Annotated in this window: 9 protein-coding genes, 2 tRNA genes and 1 pseudogene; 8 read left to right on the plus strand and 4 right to left on the minus strand. The window is 65.8% G+C overall.

The window, feature by feature from the left end:
• The first annotated feature begins 1 nt into the window (after position 1).
• A complete protein-coding gene (locus QF050_RS10950) occupies positions 2–2,137 on the plus strand; it encodes an ATP-dependent DNA helicase UvrD2 (RefSeq protein WP_308930453.1) in 2,136 nt (711 codons plus the stop codon).
• A complete protein-coding gene (locus tag QF050_RS10955) occupies positions 2,134–2,790 on the plus strand; it encodes a YgjP-like metallopeptidase domain-containing protein (protein ID WP_374121521.1) in 657 nt (218 codons plus the stop codon). The genes QF050_RS10950 and QF050_RS10955 overlap by 4 nt, the downstream gene beginning before the upstream one ends.
• Before the next feature lie 111 nt (positions 2,791–2,901).
• Here QF050_RS10955 and QF050_RS10960 read toward each other — a convergent pair whose 3' ends face one another.
• On the minus strand, positions 2,902–4,356 hold the full coding sequence (locus tag QF050_RS10960) for a zinc-dependent metalloprotease (RefSeq protein WP_308930455.1): 1,455 nt from the start codon (positions 4,354–4,356) through the stop codon (positions 2,902–2,904).
• 319 nt (positions 4,357–4,675) lie between these two features.
• On the opposite strand from QF050_RS10960, the pseudogene QF050_RS10965 reads away from it, so the two are divergent.
• From QF050_RS10965 to QF050_RS10985, 5 genes and pseudogenes are all read left to right on the plus strand, one after another.
• Positions 4,676–5,705, plus strand: a pseudogene (locus QF050_RS10965) (PDZ domain-containing protein).
• Between the two features lie 165 nt (positions 5,706–5,870).
• Positions 5,871–8,849 (plus strand): UPF0182 family protein, encoded by a 2,979-nt coding sequence (locus QF050_RS10970; RefSeq protein WP_308930456.1) that lies wholly within the window; start codon positions 5,871–5,873, stop codon positions 8,847–8,849.
• Positions 8,850–8,969: 120 nt separating this feature from the next.
• A tRNA-Met gene (locus tag QF050_RS10975) sits at positions 8,970–9,043 on the plus strand.
• 145 nt (positions 9,044–9,188) lie between these two features.
• Positions 9,189–9,262 (plus strand) — tRNA-Met (locus QF050_RS10980).
• Positions 9,263–9,401: 139 nt separating this feature from the next.
• Complete coding sequence (locus tag QF050_RS10985) at positions 9,402–10,334, plus strand: cytochrome b/b6 domain-containing protein (RefSeq protein WP_308930457.1); 933 nt, start codon at positions 9,402–9,404, stop codon at positions 10,332–10,334.
• On the opposite strand, the gene QF050_RS10990 is transcribed toward QF050_RS10985, so the two are convergent.
• From QF050_RS10990 to QF050_RS11000, 3 genes are all read right to left on the minus strand, one after another.
• Positions 10,324–11,763 carry a deoxyribodipyrimidine photo-lyase gene (locus tag QF050_RS10990; protein ID WP_308930458.1) on the minus strand — a complete coding sequence of 480 codons (1,440 nt, stop codon included), beginning with the start codon at positions 11,761–11,763 and terminating at the stop codon, positions 10,324–10,326. The genes QF050_RS10985 and QF050_RS10990 overlap by 11 nt on opposite strands.
• A gap of 88 nt (positions 11,764–11,851) precedes the next feature.
• Positions 11,852–12,637, minus strand: coding sequence for a PspA/IM30 family protein (locus QF050_RS10995; protein WP_308930459.1), 786 nt, complete (start codon positions 12,635–12,637; stop codon positions 11,852–11,854).
• A gap of 108 nt (positions 12,638–12,745) precedes the next feature.
• Complete coding sequence (locus QF050_RS11000; RefSeq protein ID WP_308930460.1) at positions 12,746–14,797, minus strand: TPM domain-containing protein; 2,052 nt, start codon at positions 14,795–14,797, stop codon at positions 12,746–12,748.
• Between the two features lie 282 nt (positions 14,798–15,079).
• Here QF050_RS11000 and QF050_RS11005 point away from each other — a divergent pair, with 282 nt between their 5' ends.
• Positions 15,080–16,699, plus strand: coding sequence for a trypsin-like peptidase domain-containing protein (locus QF050_RS11005; RefSeq protein WP_308930461.1), 1,620 nt, complete (start codon positions 15,080–15,082; stop codon positions 16,697–16,699).
• The last annotated feature ends 16 nt before the right edge of the window (positions 16,700–16,715 follow it).

A 16,715-nucleotide genomic window follows, 5' to 3' on the forward strand; every position in this document is an offset into this window, starting at 1 on the left:
AGTGACTACAGAGAATTTTGACGGCGCAGCCTCCCTTGAGGACCGGATCCTCGGCGGCCTGGACGCCGAACAGCGTGAAGTGGCCAGCACCCTCAACGGTCCGCTCTGTGTGCTGGCGGGAGCGGGTACGGGCAAGACCCGCGCCATCACCCACCGCATCGCCTACGGCGTCCACTCGGGGGTCTACACTCCCCAGCGACTGCTCGCAGTAACTTTTACCGCCCGGGCAGCGGCGGAGATGCGCAGCCGTCTGCGTGACCTGGGCGCCGGTAACGTCCAGGCCCGGACCTTCCATGCCGCCGCGCTGCGCCAACTTCAGTTCTTTTGGCCGCAGGCGGTTGGCGGCACCTTGCCGAACCTGCTGGACCATAAGGCGCAAATCCTCGCCGAGGCCGCAAGGCGGCTGAGGCTCAGCACCGACCGCGCGTCCATCCGCGATCTCGCCTCGGAAATTGAGTGGGCCAAGGTGTCCATGCTGACCCCTGCCAACTACCTGGAGAACGCACAGGGGCGGGGTGCACCCGGCGGATTCGACCTCACCGCGGTCGCCCGCGTGTTCCAGTCCTACGAGGATGTCAAGACGGACCGCAACGTGATCGACTTCGAAGACGTGTTGCTGATTACGGTGGGCATCCTGCAGGAGGACGAGAAGGTGGCTGCCACGGTCCGGGAGCAGTACCGGCACTTCGTGGTGGACGAATACCAGGACGTTTCCCCGCTGCAGCAACGCCTCCTGGAGCTTTGGCTCGGTGGCCGCGACGAACTCTGCGTGGTGGGCGACGCCAGCCAGACCATTTACTCCTTCACCGGAGCATCGCCCCGGCACCTGCTGGACTTCAAAACCCGCTACCCGCAGGCCAACGTGGTCAAGCTCATCCGGGACTACCGCTCCACGCCCCAGGTGGTGAAGCTGGCCAATGACCTGCTGGCCGGCCGGCGCAGCGGCGGCCCCGCCGCGGACGCCGCCTGGGCCACGCCACTGCAGCTGGTGGCCCAGCGACCCGCCGGCCCCGTGCCCCAGTTCACCGAATGCACGGACGACGAAGCCGAAGCCGCTACCGTGGCGCAAAAGATCAAGGCGCTGCTCGACGCCGGGACACCAGCCAGCGAGGTCGCTGTCCTTTTCCGCACCAACGGCCAGTCCGAGGCGTACGAACAGGCGCTGGCAGCGGCGGGAATCGGCTACCAGCTGAGGGGCGGCGAACGCTTCTTCGCGCGCAAGGAGGTCCGGGACGCCATCCTCCAGCTCCGCGCCGCCACCAGGGCCGTGAGTGAAACGGATTCCCCGGAACCGCTGGGCCAACTGGTCCGGGACATTGTTTCCTCCCTCGGCTACACGGATTCCGCACCCCACAGCGGGGGTGCCCTCCGCGAACGGTGGGAGTCATTGGCGGCCCTGGTGGCACTGGCGGACGAACTTGCGCAGAACCGCGGTCCGGAATTCGGGCTCAGTGACTTCGTCAACGAGCTCCAGGAGCGTTCGCTCGCCCAGCACGCCCCCACCGTGCAGGGCGTGACGCTCGCGTCCCTGCACGCAGCCAAGGGCCTGGAATGGGATGCCGTGTTCCTGGTGGGGCTCAGCGAAGGCCTGATGCCCATTTCCTTCGCGGACTCGGCCGAGACTGTGGATGAGGAGCGCCGGCTGCTGTACGTCGGCATCACCCGTGCCCGTGAACACCTCTCGCTTTCCTGGAGCACGGCACGGACTCCGGGCGGCCGCGCCAACCGCAAGCCGTCCCGTTTCCTCGACGGGCTGCGGCCCGATTCCGTCGCAAGCTCCAGCGCCCGCAGCAAGGGTACGGTTCCGCGCCGCAAGGCCGCCGCTCCGGCAGTCTGCCGGGTCTGTGGCAGCATGCTTTCCACCGGGGCGGAGCGCAAGGTGGGCCGCTGCAACGCGTGTCCCCCCAGCTACGAGGAACAGACCTTTGATGCACTCCGGAACTGGCGGCGCGACGTCGCCCAGTCCGCCGACGTGCCCGCTTTCGTCGTCTTCACGGATGCCACCCTCACGGCGATTGCGGAAGCGCGGCCGGCGTCCCTGGAGGAACTTGCCGGGCTCGCAGGTATCGGTCCTTCCAAACTTGAACGGTACGGGGAAGACGTTCTGAAGGTCCTGGCCGAAAGCAGCGTCCTGTGAGGCGCGGCAGCCCGCCAGGCAACAGTAACCAGCAGGCGGCTGCCGTCCTGACAACCACCGGTGGAGCCCCCGTGGAGGTACGGCGGTCGGCACGCCGCACCCGGACCGTGGCGGCATTCTGGGAAGACGGGACCGCGGTGGTTGCCATTCCGGCACGGTTCACTGCGGCCCAGGAACGCGAGTGGGTCCACCGCATGCTGGCAAAGCTGCACAAACAGGGGGAGCGGCCCGCGGCTGCCGGCCGGCGGCGGCCCGCCACCGACGAGGCCCTCGCGGCCCACGCCGCCCACCTGTCCATCAAGTACCTTGGCGGCCGGGCAACGCCCACATCCGTTCGCTGGGTCAGCAACCAGAACTCCCGCTGGGGTTCCGCGACCCCGGCCGAGGGAACCATCCGCCTGTCGGACAAGCTGCGCCCCATGCCGCAATGGGTCATCGATTACGTCCTGCTGCACGAACTGGCGCACCTGCTGGTGGCCTCCCATAACGCAACGTTCTGGCAACTCCTCGAGGCCTATCCGGAAACACAACGAGCGAAGGCGTTCCTCGAAGGTGTTTCGTTTGCCACGTCACGGGGCCTGGATAAAAACGCCGCCCCCTCGGAATGCATGCCTACCACTGCCGGGAACACCTGGCCGGGCGACGCCGACTAGGGTCCGCCACTCGACGCGCAGCGTCCGCACCAAACCGCGCGGGCAGCACTCAAAGCACCGGCATGACTTAAAGCGCGGCGCGGCCGGGAAACCCGGCCGCGCCATGCAGTGTCAGCTCTTCGGCTGGTCCGTACCGCCGTCGTCGTCCTTGCGGTCCGTGTCCTGGCCGTCGTTGTCCCCGTCCGTGCCGGCGGCGGTGCCTCCGTCAGCGGCAGGGGCATCGTCAAAACCGCCGCTGAGCAATTTCTGCAGTGCATCATCCACTTCGCTGTCACTGGCCTCGGCGAGCTTCCGGCGGGAGCTGAAACCCTTCGGGTCGTCGAGGTCTTCGGCGGTGGGCAGCAGGTCGGGGTGGTGCCAGATGGCGTCCCGGCCCTCGATGCCGCGCTCATCCTTCAATGTTGCCCACAGGGTGGCGGCGTCGCGCAGGCGGCGCGGCCGCAGCTCCAGTCCCACCAGGGAGGCAAACGCGTGTTCGGCCGGACCGCCGGTGGCCCTGCGGCGCCGCACCGTTTCCCGGAGGGCTCCGGCGGAGGGCAACAGCTTTTCGGTGGCGGCAGCGGTGAGCTCGTCCACCCAGCCTTCCACCAGGGCCAAGGCCGTCTCGAGCTTCTCCAATGCCTGCTCCTGGGCGGGGGTCCGCTGCGGCATGAACACGCCTTGGGACAGGGCTTCCTGGATGCCTTCCGGGTTGCTCGGATCGAGGTCGCGGGCGAGTTCCTCGATGCGGGAGGTATCGATGTGGATACCTCGGGCGTAGGCCTCGATGGCGCCCAGCAGGTGGCCGCGCAGCCATGGCACCTGTACGAAGAGGCGCGCGTGCGCGGCTTCCCGGACGGCAAGGAACAGCCGGATGTCGTTCTCGGGCAGCGACAGGCCCGCACCGAATGCGGCGACATTCGCGGGCAGGAGCGCCATTTCGAGGTCTGCGAGCGGGACTCCGATGTCGGTGGAGCTGACCACATCCTTGGACAGGGCGCCGATGGCCTGACCAAGTTGCATGCCGAAGATGGCGCCGCCCATGTTCTGCAGCATCGAGGAGGCGCCGCCCATCATGGATTTCATTTCCTCGGGCATCTGCTCGGTCATGGCGGAGGACAGGGCGTTGGCGATGCTGTTGGCCACCGGTTCGGTCAGCCGCTTCCACGTGCCCAGGGTTGCTTCCACCCATTCCGCACGGGACCAGGCCTTGCCGATCAGCCCCGTGGCAGGCAGGTCCGTGACCGGATCCAGCCAGAGTTCCGCCAGCCGGAGTGCTTCATCGACGTCCCGTGACTGCTGGGCGGTGACCGAGGGGTCCGAACTGCCGGCGGCCACGCGGCGGGCATTGTCATGGGCCAGGGTCCAGTTGACGGGGCCCTCGGACGGCGCACTCATCATCGCCTGCACCTGCGAGAACATCTGGGCCAGCAGATTGGGGTCATCGGGCAGGCCGGCAGCCTTGGCGAGCTCGGCGGGGTCGAAGTTTTCCATCCCCTTGCCGCCCATCAGGTTCTGCAGCATCTCGGCCAACGGATCCTTGGGATTGTCGTCGCCGTTGGACGGATTGAGTGGGTTGGAGGTCATGGTCCCGCCGATCGATGGTGTGACTGTTGATCAGTCTTCACGGTACCCCGGTGGGGCGCGGCTGTCTGCCGCCCGCCGCCGTCGTTCGCTCTAGGCAAAGCGGCCCGGGACACCTTCACCGCGTACTGTTGGTGGGGTGACTACAACCCGTGGCGGCCATTCCTCCGAGGACCACGTTCCCGAGCTTCGCCCCTCCTCCGATCCGGAACCAGCGGACGCCGGCGGCTCCTTTGAGGGCCGGGACGGCAGCGGTTCGGCAGGTGCCGCAGGAGGCACAGTTACGAACGACGGCGGACGGCAAGTCAGGCGCCTGTCCACCATGATGGTTGCCGGGCTGGCAGCGCTGGGGCTGGGCATCGCTGTTGGCACCCTTCCGGTGCCATACGTCATCGAGTCACCCGGGCCCACATACAACACACTGGGGGAGAGCCAGGGGCATCCGGTCATCAATGTCAGCGGCCACGAAACCTACCCGGCGGCGGGAAGCCTGGACCTGACCACGGTGTACGTCGACGGCGGTCCCACGGGCTCCGTCAGCATCCTCAGCGCCTTCTCCGCGTGGCTGGACAGTTCCAAGGCCGTCTACCCGGAGGAATTGATCTACCCCACGGGTACCACCAAGCAAGAGGCCCAGGAACAAAGCGCGGTGGCCATGACCACCTCCCAGGAGAACGCCGTTGCCTCGGCCCTGAATGAACTCAAGATTCCTTTCAGCCAGCAGCTCCAGGCCGCGGACCTGTCAAAGGATTCGGCGTCCGCCGGGAAGATCCAGCAGGGCGACGTCCTGAAGACGATCAACGGCAAGGACATCACCTCCCTTTCCGTTATCCAGGATGAACTGGCCGCGGGCAAGGGTGCTCCGGCAACCGTGACTGTGGAGCGGGCAGGCCAGCCGGTCACCCTCGACATCACGCCCAAGGACAACGGCCAGGGCCGGTACATTCTCGGCGTCATGCTCAAGTACCTGTTCAATTTCCCCTTCCAGGTGCAGATTTCCCTGGACAAGGTGGGGCGGACCGAGCGCCGGGCTCATGTTCTCGCTGGGCATTATCGACACCGTTACCCCGGGTGACCTCACCGGCGGTAAGCACATTGCGGGCACAGGCACCATTTCCCCGGACGGGACGGTGGGCCCCATCGGCGGCATCGCGCAGAAGATGCGCGGTGCGCGTTCATCCGGTGCCACCCTCTTCCTCGCGCCCGCCGGCAACTGCGACGAGGTTGCCGGCCACGTTCCGGACGGCCTCCAGGTGGTCCGCGTGGAAAACCTGTCCCAGGCCCGGCACGCGGTGGAGTCAGCAGGCAGCGGCCAGGACACATCCGGCCTGCCGACCTGCGCAAACAACTAGACTGGGCGCAACTAGAACCGACAGGAACTAAGCTCCACCGCCACTCGTGGCACAGATGACGGACCAAACCAGCCGTTTTTGGCCGGTAGCGTACGTCGCTCGCACGCTTCGAATATTCTGACGACCAGCTATGAGGTACCCAGTTTGTCCCGTCCCGCCAGCACCATGCCTACAGGCAGACCCCCTTCACGACGCGGCGCCCTGACGCCCACCCTGATCGTTGTCGCCCTGGTGGTAGTGGGCTTCATATTCTTCGCAAACGTCTGGACCGACGTCCTCTGGTACCGGCAGCTGGGCTTCATCGAGGTCTTCATCACGGAGAACCTGGCCAAGATCGCCACGTTCGTGGTGGGTTTCGTCCTGATGTTCGCGGCCGTCTTCTTCGCCATCCGGATCGCCTACAACGCCCGGCCGGTCTACGCGCCGGACTCAGAGGTGCGGGACAACCTCAACAGGTACCAGGCCCAGCTTGAGCCGGTCCGCCGGATTGTCATGGTGGGGCTTCCGGTCCTGTTCGGCCTGTTTGCGGGCAGCGCCGCCGCAAGCCAGTGGCAGAAGGTGCTGCTCTTCTTCAACCAGGTGGGCTTCGGCCAAAACGATCCGCAGTTCGGCATGGACATCAGCTTCTACCTGATGACCTTGCCGTTCCTGGGATTTGTGACCGGGTTCCTCATCAGCGTGGTGGTCATTGCCGGCATTGCGGGGATCCTCACCCACTACCTTTACGGCAGCATCCGGCTCATGGAGCGCGGTGTGTTCACCAGCCGTGCAGCACAGATCCACATCGCCGTCACGGGTGCGGCCTTCCTGCTTCTCCTGGGCGTCAACTTCTGGCTGGACCGCTTCTCGTCCGTGCAGAGCAACGGCGGCCGCTGGGCCGGTGCCCTCTACACCGACGTCAACGCCGTCATCCCCACCAAGTCCATCCTCGCTGTCGCGGCCGCCCTGGTGGCGGTCCTGTTCATCGTTGCCGCGGTGATCGGCCGCTGGCGCCTGCCGGTGATCGGCACCGCGATGCTGATCATCACCTCCATCCTGGCCGGCGGCGTCTACCCGTGGGTGATCCAGCAGTTCCAGGTGCGTCCGTCCGAGCAGACGCTTGAAAGCCAGTACATCCAGCGCAACATTGAGAACACCCGCAAGGCCTATGGCCTGGACGGCATCCAGGAGACCCGCTACGACGCCACGAACACGGCCAGCACCGGTGCGTTGGCGCCGGACGCCCAGACCACTGCGAACATCCGGCTCCTGGATCCGAACCTGATCTCGGACGCCTTCGCGCAGCTGGAACAGTACCGTCCGTACTACCAGTTCCCGAAGGCCCTCAACGTGGACCGCTACGAGGTGGACGGCAAAGTCCAGGACACCGTGATCGCGGTGCGCGAGCTGAACCCCACCAACGTTGCCACCAACCAGCAGGGCTGGCTGAACCAGCACGTGGTGTACACGCACGGCTACGGCGTTGTGGCCGCCAAGGGCAACAAGTTTACCGTCGACGGCAAGCCTGACTTCCTTCAGTCCGGCATTCCGTCCACCGGCGTCCTTGGTAGTGATTCCACCTACGAGCCGCGGATCTACTTCGGCGAGTCCTCGCCGGAATACTCGATCGTGGGGGCTCCCGACGGTGCCACCCCGCGCGAACAGGACCGCCCCTCGGGGAAGGAAGGGGAGGGCGAAACCCAGTACACCTTCAAGGGCAACGGCGGCCCGAACGTCGGCTCGTTCTTCAACAAGATCCTGTACGCCATCAAGTTCCAGTCATCAGACCTGCTGCTCTCGGATGGCGTGAACTCCGACTCGCAAATCCTCTACGACCGGAACCCCCGCGACCGCGTCCAGAAGGTGGCTCCGTACCTGACGGTGGACGGCGGCTCATACCCGGCGCTGGTGGACGGCCGGGTCAAGTGGATCGTGGACGCCTACACCACCAGCCAGTACTTCCCCTACTCGCAGCAGAAGCAGCTGTCCGATGCGACGGCTGATTCCCAGACCAGCTCCGGCCGTGCCGTGGCGCTGCCCAACAGCACGGTGAACTACATCCGGAACTCAGTCAAGGCCACCGTCGACGCTTATGACGGCTCGGTCACCCTGTACGCCTGGGATGACACCGACCCCGTCCTCAAGGCCTGGCAGAAGGTCTTCCCGTCTTCGCTGAAGCCGTACTCCGAGATGTCGGGTGCCCTGATGAGCCACGTCCGCTACCCGGAGGACCTCTTCAAGGTCCAGCGTGAACTCCTGGGGCAGTACCACGTGACGGACCCCACCAGCTTCTACAAGAACAACGATGCGTGGAGCACCCCGGCCGATCCGACGGTGAGTACGGATGTCAAGCAGCCTCCGTTCTACATGTCGCTGCAGATGCCCGACCAGCAGAAACCGGCGTTCCAATTGACGTCGTCGTTCATCCCGCAGATCGTCAACGGAAACGCACGGAACGTGCTGTATGGGTTCCTGGCCGCCGATTCCGACGCCGGAAGCCAGGCGGGCGTGAAGGCGGACGGCTACGGCAAGCTGCGGCTTCTGCAGATTCCGCCGGAGACGCAGGTGCCCGGTCCCGGGCAGGCACAGAACAAGTTCAACTCGGACCCCACGGTTTCGCAGGCCCTCAACCTGCTGCGGCAGGGCGCATCGGATGTCCTGAACGGCAACCTGCTCACCCTTCCCGTGGGCGGCGGCATCCTGTACGTCCAGCCGGTCTATCTCAAGTCCACAGGCGAGACGTCCTACCCAACCCTGCAGCGCGTGCTGGTGGCGTTCGGTGACAAGGTGGGATTCGCGCCAACCCTTGACGCCGCCCTGAAACAGCTTTTCGGCGGCGATTCGGGGGCTGCTGCCGGTGACTCGGCCAACAACGGGCAGGCACCTGCAGGGCCCGCAGCGCCGTCGACGCCGGCGGAAGCCGATGCGAAGGCCCAGCTGAAGGCGGCCCTGGACGATGCCAATTCGGCCATCCAGGCGGGGCAGACGGCGCTTGCCGCCGGCGACTTCGCTGCCTATGGCGAGGCGCAGAAGAAGGTGGCGGCCGCACTGCAGAAGGCGATGGATGCAGAGGCCAAGCTGCCGGCCACCGCTCCGGAGGCCACGCCGGCCCCGGCAGCCTCCGGCACGCCTTCGGCGACGCCGTCTCCGTCAGCGAGCCGCTAGTCCGACGACGGCGGTCCGGCATCCGAGCCTCCACGGGGGCGGGTGCCGGGCCGGCGTAACGGACGTCACGCCTCCTCGATTTGGCCTCCGGTTCACCTCCCGGTAAAGTAGTTCTTGCGACGCGGGGTGGAGCAGTTCGGTAGCTCGCTGGGCTCATAACCCAGAGGTCACAGGTTCAAATCCTGTCCCCGCAACTGAGGAAGGCCCGAACATTGGAAACAATGTTCGGGCCTTTTGCTTTGCCCACGCAGCGGTGGCAGCCCCTTCGGTCGAACTGTCCGGGTGGGCGATGGCTGTGGTCTGGACCGCTGCAAAAGTAGGGTAGTGTTGATCAAGCGACGCGGGGTGGAGCAGTTCGGTAGCTCGCTGGGCTCATAACCCAGAGGTCACAGGTTCAAATCCTGTCCCCGCAACTTATGAAGGCCCCGCCGGCAGTTACGTCGGCCGGGGCCTTCTTTTTTCTTTGGATGCGCACAGTTCCTAGTATTCTCTTTCGCAGGGCTCCACGATCCGTGGGCAGCCACAAGCCATTCTTGAGAGGTATGTTGTTCGATGGCCACACCCACGAAGAAGCCCGGCGCCGCGACGGGTAAGCGGTCCCGGCTCTACTGGGCGGTTCCCGCCGTCCTCGTGGGACTGGTCCTGGCAGTGCTGATCGCCAGGCTGCTGATGGGGCTGCCGGCCGTTGCCTCCTTCGTTGCCGATTATCCGGGCCACTCCGAACTGCCTGCCAACGCTCCCGTGGGGTTCCCGGCGTGGCTCGCCTGGCAACACTTCCTGAACGGGTTCTTCCTGCTCCTGATCATCCGCACCGGCTGGCAGGTGCGGACCACGACGCGTCCCAGCGGGCACTGGACCAGGAACAACAAGGGCCTGATCCGCACCAGGAACGCGCCAACCAAAATCAGCCTGGAGCTCTGGTTCCACCTGACGCTCGATGCCCTGTGGATTCTCAACGGGCTGGTCTTCGCGATCCTGCTGTTCGCCACCGGCCAATGGACCCGCATCGTCCCCACGAGCTGGGATGTCGTCCCCAATGCCGTCTCGGCCGCCCTGCAGTACGCCTCGCTGGACTGGCCCGTGGAAGACGGCTGGATCAACTACAACGCGCTGCAACTCCTGGCCTACTTCGTGACCGTCTTCATCGCCGCGCCGCTGGCGTTCATCACCGGCCTCCGGATGTCCTCCGCATGGCCCAAGAAGGCAGCCGGGCTCAACAAGGCCTACCCGATCGAATGGGCGCGTGCCATCCACTTCCCGGTGATGATCTACTTCGTGGCCTTCATCGTGGTCCACGTCTTCCTGGTACTCACCACCGGCGCCCTGCGGAACCTGAACCACATGTACGGCGTCCGCGACGACGACGGCTGGTTAGGCTTCTGGGTTTTCCTTGCCTCCGTTGCGGTCATGGTCGCCGCCTGGTTCCTGGCCCGGCCGATCTTCCTGCGGCCCATCGCGTCCCTCATGGGCAAGGTCAGCCGCTAGGCTCAGCGTCCTTGAGCTCCTGGTAGGCGTTCAGCGCCCGCTCTCTCGATTCAGGCAGGTCCACGAGCGGTTCCGGGTAGCCTTCAACCCCGAATTTCCACGGCTCGTGGATGGCCTTGCTGTCGAGGTCCGAAAGTTCCGGGATGAACTCGCGCAGGTACCGCCCGGCGGCGTCGAATTTCTTGCTTTGCGTCACCGGGTTGAAGATCCGGTAATACGGTGAGGCATCGGCGCCCGAACCGGCCACCCACTGCCAGTTGGCGGGGTTGTTGGCGGCGTCGGCGTCCACCAGGGTGTCCCAGAACCATTCCTCCCCAATCCGCCAGTCGGTCAGGAGGTTCTTGACCAGGAACGATGCAGCCGCCATTCGGACCCGGTTGTGCATCCAGCCGGTCTGCCACAACTGCCTCATGCCGGCGTCCACCAGGGGATATCCGGTGTTTCCTTGCTGCCAGGCCGCAAGTTCGCGCTTGCCCGGCGACTCCCATTGGAACTTGTCGAACGCCGGCCGGAAGTTTTGGCTGGCCAGGTCCGGATTGTGGTACAGCAGATGCCAGTTGAATTCGCGCCAGCCCAGTTCCGAACGGAATATTCCGACGTCGGCAGGGACTTTGCGGGGGTGTCGGCGGCGGATCTCGCGCCACACGCGGAACGGGCTGACCTCACCGAAACGCAAATACGGTGACAACCTGCTGGTTCCGTCAGTGCCGGGCAGGTTCCTGCCCGTGCCGTAGTCCTCGATGGGGCCGTCCAGGAAGTCCTCCAGGCGGTGCGCAGCGCCCTTCTCGCCGGGCTCCCAGGCCTCTGCCAGGCCGCCGCTCCAGGCCGGGGAGGTGGGCAGGAGTTCCCAGCTGCTGAGCGTGTCACTGCCTGGCAGGCCGCGTCCGGCCGAAGCAGGTCCGGGCAGCGTCCCGGGCGCCTCCAAGGGATCGCGGATGTCCTGCGCAGCCAGGCAGGCCCGCCAGAAGGGCGAGTAGACCTTGTAGGGGCCGCCCGCGCCGGTATGGATGGTCCAGGGCTCGAAAAGCAGGTTCGCCTGGAAGCTGGCGGCCTCGATCCCGTTCTCGCCCGCCCATTCCTTGAGCCCGGCGTCAATGGTGCGCTCGGGCAGCCCGTACCGGCGGTTCCAAAAGATGTGGGAGGCGTTGGTCCGGGTCGCCAGTTCCTGGATAATGCGGGCCGCGGGACCACGGCGCAGGACCAGCCGGGACCCCTGGCTTTCAAGGTCACCAGCCAGGGCCGCCAGGGAATGGTGAAGCCACCAGCGGCTGGCACCACCGAGTGGGCGTACCCCGTCGGACTCCTCGTCGAGGATGTACACCACCGTCATGGGACCGCCCAGGCTGGCCGCAGCGTCCAGCGCCGGGTTGTCGTCCAGGCGGAGGTCGTCGCGCAGCCATACCAAGGAGATTTCTTCAGTGGATGCCATACGACCACGCTACACACTGGAGGCAAGGCAATGGCCGGGACACCGGTCCCGGCCATTGCCTTGGTCCAAACGGCGGATACGCCGCGGGTCAGAGCTTGTCGAAGTCGGCTTCGTCCACGGTTGATCCGGACGTTGCCTGGCTCCCGGCGCCGAGGGCAGGCTTGCCGCCGGCCTTCAACGCTGCCAGCCTGGCTTCGATCTCCGTCTGCTCACCCAGGTCCTCCAGCTGGTTGAACTGGGCATCCAGGCTGGACGCCGCAAGCTCCTCCTGCCCGCGGACCTTCGCCTCTTCGCGGCGAATCTTCTCCTCGAAGCGGCCCACTTCGCTGGTGGGGTCCATGATGTCGATGCTCTTGATGGCATCGTGGACCTGGGATTGCGCAGCCGCAGTCTTGGACCGGGCAACAAGTTCGTTGCGCTTGCTGGTCAGCTGGTTGAGCTTGTTCTTCATCTGGTCCAGGCCCACCTTGAGCTTGTCCACGACCTCGCGCTGGGAGGCGATGCTCGGCTCGGCGCCCTTCGCTTCACTCTCGGCGGCCATTTGGCGCTGCAGGGCCACCTTGGCCAGGTTGTCGAACTTTTCGGCGTCGGTGACATCGCCGGCCGCACGGAATTCGTCAGCCTTGCGGGAGGCAGCAAGGGCCTTGTTGCCCCAGTCCTGGGCGTTCTTGATGTCCTCGTTGTAGTCGTCCTCGAGCATCCGGAGGTTGCCGATGGTCTGGGCCACGGCGGATTCTGCCTCTGCGATGTTGTTCGTGTAGTCGCGGACCATCTGGTCCAGCATCTTCTGCGGATCCTCCGCGTTGTCCAGCAAAGTGTTGATGTTAGCCTTTGCCAACTGCGCGATCCGGCCGAAAATGGACTGCTTAACCATGGTGTTTCCCTTTCGTCCTGCTCTGTGTTGACCCACTGGAACCGGTGCACAGTGGTGTACTGCTGCTGTCCGCCGGCCGGATTCTTCCGAGGTGTTCCGGCGGAAGGTCTAGAAACTGCCGGAGTCTCCGCCGCCAAAGTCTCCGCCGCCGAAGCCGCCGGAGTCTCCGCCCCAGCTGCCACCGCCGCCGGAGTCTCCGCCCCAGCCGCCACCGCCACCCCAGCCGCCGTGACCGCCGTTCAGGATGGAGTTGATCAGGATGCCGCCCAGGATGGCGCCGCCCAGGCCGCCGCCTCCGCCGCCGCCGAACATGCCGCCCCGCCCGAAGCCCTGGTTGGCGTAGCCGTCGAAGTGGTCGACGTCGGCCTGGGCCAGTTGTGCCGCCTGCGCCGCCAGGGCGTGGGCCTGCTGTGCGTAGGTGAGCGCCGTGACCGGATCGGTGCGTGAGATAGAGAGGGCGTAGTCGAGGTTCCGCTGGGATTCCGCCAGCCGGGTCCGCGCCTCGGTGCCGACACCGCCGCGCCGCGCGGTGATGTAGTCGGAGGTCGCGCTGATCTGCGCCTGCGCGGACATGATGGTTTGCTGCAGGGATGCCTGCGCCCGCCGGGCCTGGTCCTGCTGGTCCCGGATGCCGGTCAGGGCCTGGTCCAGGGTCTGGTGCGCGCTTTCGACGCGTTGCAGGGTGGCGACAGGATCGATTTTTCCACCCTGGATTTCGGTCTTGACTTGGGCAAGAGCCGCTTCCACCGCGGCCACGGGCCCTGCCAGTTCGGCGTGGGTTCCGGACTGGATCATGGCCTTGGCCTGGGCCAGGTCCTGGGCGGTGTCCACGACGGCCGTGTCGACGCTGTTGCGGGCGTCGTCGAGGTTGGCCGACAGTTTGGAGATGGCGTCCAGGAGGACGTTGGTCTGGTGCAGGCTCTCTTCGGCCGCTCGCACGGCCACGGCAGCCAGGCTTTGCTCGCCGCCGTCCAGCTTTTGCTGCGCCGTCCCCGAGGCGTTCTGCACGAAGGCCAGCCGCTCCTTGGCCTGGACGATGTTGTCCGAAACCTGTGTCAGGGCGCTGTCCGCGTACTTGGAGCGCATGGTTGCCAGAGACTGCTCGGCACTGGCAATCTTGGCATCCGCTTCGCGGGCCCCGTCGTTGACGGCGGCCAGGGCCTGGGGTGCGTTCTTTTCAAGCTCACGCAGGGAATCGAAGTCCGCCTTCTGCTCCTGCAGGGATGCCAGGGCGGCCTCGGACCGGCGGATGATCTCGCCCAGCCAAGTCCTTTGCTGCTCCTCGGTGTCAGGAATGTGGTCATCGAGCTGCTGCTGCAATTTGAAGGACTCGCCCATGTGGGCTTTGGCTTCCTCCAGCGCTTTGGTGAAGTTGCCGACCGCGGAGTCGCCGTACTGGGCCTGGGCGAAGCCGAGTTCCTGTTCGCTGGACTTGATGGCATCATCTGCCTCGATCAGGAGGGAGCCGCTCTTGCGGCGGAGTTCCTCCACGCTCAGCGAGGCCAGGGGGTCCAGCTCGGCACCCTTGGGGCCGTAACTGCCCGTGGATGCCTGGCCGGCAGCCTTCTTCCGGCGGTTCCGGTAGTACAGGTAGGCGCCGCCGCCGGCCACCACGACACCGGCCCCAACCAGGACCGCGGCGCCCGCGCCGTCACCCGAGGACACGCTGCCGCTGCCGCCATTGGCTGCGTCGCCGATCGCTGATGCAGTGTCGATGGCAGCCTGCGCGTAATCCTTCTTGCCCCCGGCCAGGTTGGCGGTGACTGCGTTTTGGCTGATGTTGGCCTGCTTTGACCGTATGGGGCTGCTCGAATTCGTGACGAAATTGAACTTGCCGTCATCAACAGCAATTGCCAGGACGGCATCGGCCCTGCCCATGGTCCTCAGTTCAGCTACTTTCTGAGTCCACTGAGCCGGGTCGGTTGGGTTGGTGAAGGTCTTCACCGTGACCACGTACAGGTTGTACTTGTGGTCCTTCAGCAGTTTCTGGATGGCATCCTGGACTTCGCCCTTCCGGCTGCCCAGGACGTTGGCATCGTCAACGATGTTGGTCCCGGTAGGGATGGTCACCGGGTCTTCGGCCCAGGCCGCGCCGGCGGGTACCGCGAGCAGCCCGGCAAGGCCGATCACGGCGAGGAAACGTTTGAACTTTGACCGCATGTGCAACCCTTCAGCACGCCTGACACCGACTCGGGACGAATCAGTCGTCGAAGCCAGCAGCGCCCCCACGCTTGGTGTGAAGCCGCAGGTCGCTGTGGCAATTCATCTTGATTCTATGGTGCACCCCACAGCCAGTCCATGCGGCCGAATATGCCGCCAGCGAAACGCATCGCGGCTCCTCCGGTCCAGGCCCAGGCGTTCAGGAAGCTTTCAGCAAACATCCGAGCTTGTTCCAGCGGGACGGGTCATAGTTAATGGCAGACAAGGATGAAAGGAAGTCCCATGACTGAGAATCAAACGCCAGGACCGGTCCCGGAGGGCAATGCGGGCAGCCGGAACCCCTGGCAGCAGCAGGAACCGCAGCAGCCCGGAGACCGCCCGGCGGCCACTCAGTCCGGGGACGGCGGCAATGCCGGCCACGAACAGGGCAACTATGGCGCCGCGGACCAGCAGCACAGCCCCACGGAGCGGCTGGACCAGCCGCAGGCGCGCCAGGACCACACCCAGGAACTGCCCGGCGCTCCGCGGCCCGTGTACCCGCAGCGCCAGCCTTTCTACGGCCAGTCCGGATACTACGGCCAGCAGCAGCACGGCCAGCCGATGCAAGGCAACGGCCAGCCCAATCAGGGAACCGGGCCCGGAATGCAGCACGGGAGCGTCGGCCTGGCGCCCAATCCCAAGGATGCCCCCCGCCGGAAGGCGACCTTCGGCATCGGCACCCTCATCGCCAGCATCCTCGCCGCAGGCCTCGTGGGCGGCGGCGTGGCAACGGTGGGCGCAGGTGAACTGTTTGGAAACACCGGCTCCAGCACTTCCTCGGTGGGCGGCAGCAACCAGCCGGGCACCGTCATCGTGAACAACAAGGACGACGTCAACACCATTACTGCCGCTGCGGTGAAGGCCTCTCCCAGCGTCGTTACCATCAGCGCCACCAGCGGCAGCTCCGGCGGCACCGGTTCGGGCATCGTCCTTGACGACCAAGGACACATCCTGACCAACACCCACGTGGTCACGCTGGACGGCCAAAGCGCCAACGCCACCCTTGAAATCCGCACCAGCGACGGTAAGGTCCTCCCGGCAAAGCTGGTGGGTACGGACCCCCTGTCCGACCTCGCGGTCATCAAGGTGGACGACACCTCGAGCCTCACCCCCGCCACCTTGGGGGATTCCTCCAAGCTCAACGTGGGTGACACCGCGATCGCCATCGGTTCACCCCTTGGCCTGACCGGGACGGTGACGGACGGCATAGTGTCCACGCTGAACCGGACCATCAGCGTCGCATCATCGGCAGCCCCGCAGGGCGGTGACAACAGCCAGGGCGGTGACCAGGGATTCCAGTTCGCCCCTCCGGGCGGCGGACAAAGCCAGCAAAGCTCGAGCCAGGGATCCATCGCCATCAACGTGATCCAGACTGATGCCGCCATCAACCCCGGTAACTCCGGCGGCGCCCTGGTCAACAGCAAGGGTGAAATCATCGGTGTGAACGTGGCCATCGCCTCCGCCGGCTCCGGCACCTCTTCGTCCCAGAGCGGCAACATCGGCGTCGGGTTCAGTATCCCGATCAATAACGCCAAGCGCGTGGCCCAGGAAATCATCGACAGCGGCAAGGCCTCCCATGGCCAGCTGGGTGTCAGCGTCAAGGCAAAGACCTCCTCCGGCGCATCCTCCGAATTCTCGGTGGGCGCCGACGTGGCCACGGTTGAGGCCAATTCGGCGGCAGGAAAGGCAGGGATCAAGGTTGGCGACGTCATCACCAAGTTCAACGACCTCAGCATCGGCGAACCGAACCAGCTGACCGCGGCGGTCCGCGAACAGCCGGCAGGTTCCACGGTCAAGATCACGGTCCAGCGCGGCGGCAAGGAGCAGACGTTCGACGTCACGCTCGGCGCGGCAGCCAGCTGACACGCCCAAGCCATCA

It is taken from the genome of Arthrobacter sp. SLBN-112 (genome assembly GCF_030944625.1).
Taxonomy (GTDB): domain Bacteria; phylum Actinomycetota; class Actinomycetes; order Actinomycetales; family Micrococcaceae; genus Arthrobacter.